The 621-nt window shown below is 62.3% G+C and carries 1 protein-coding gene; it reads left to right on the top strand.

The features are described from left to right. Positions 1–122: 122 nt before the first annotated feature. The coding region (locus tag AC01FP_RS18660) for an Hsp70 family protein (protein ID WP_474482389.1) at positions 123–621 on the top strand (499 nt) is incomplete at its 3' end.

The raw sequence follows: 621 nt of genomic DNA, 5'->3' as shown, positions 1-621 counted from the left end.
CCCTTGTTCCACCGGAATCCGCACCTCTATCGCCCTCAACAATCGAGCTGCCGAGCCGGCCTGCCTCATCCAGGAGGTCGCACCGCGCAGTGTCCAATCAACTCGAACGAGTGGGGAAGTAAATGGGTAAAGTAATCGGTATCGACCTTGGCACCACCAACAGCTGTGTCGCAGTGATGGACGGGGGCAAGCCCAAGGTGATCGAGAATTCGGAAGGCGCGCGCACCACGCCGTCGATCGTCGCCTTCACCAAGGATGGCGAACGCCTGATCGGCCAGCCGGCCAAGCGCCAGGCGGTGACCAATCCCGACAACACCATCTTCGCGGTCAAGCGCCTGATCGGCCGCCGGTTCGACGACCCGGTGACCAAGAAGGACACCGAGCTGGTTCCCTATACCATCGTCAAGGGCAAGAACGGCGATGCCTGGGTCAAGGCCGGCGGCGAGGACTATTCGCCCAGCCAGGTCTCGGCCTTCATCCTGCAGAAGATGAAGGAAACCGCCGAAAGCTACCTCGGTGAGACCGTCACCCAGGCGGTGATCACCGTTCCGGCCTACTTCAACGACGCCCAGCGCCAGGCGACCAAGGATGCCGGCCAGATTGCCGGCCTAGAAGTGCTGC

It is taken from the genome of Cyanobium sp. NIVA-CYA 375, from assembly GCF_056108345.1.
This window is presented reverse-complemented; position numbering and strand designations above follow the sequence as displayed.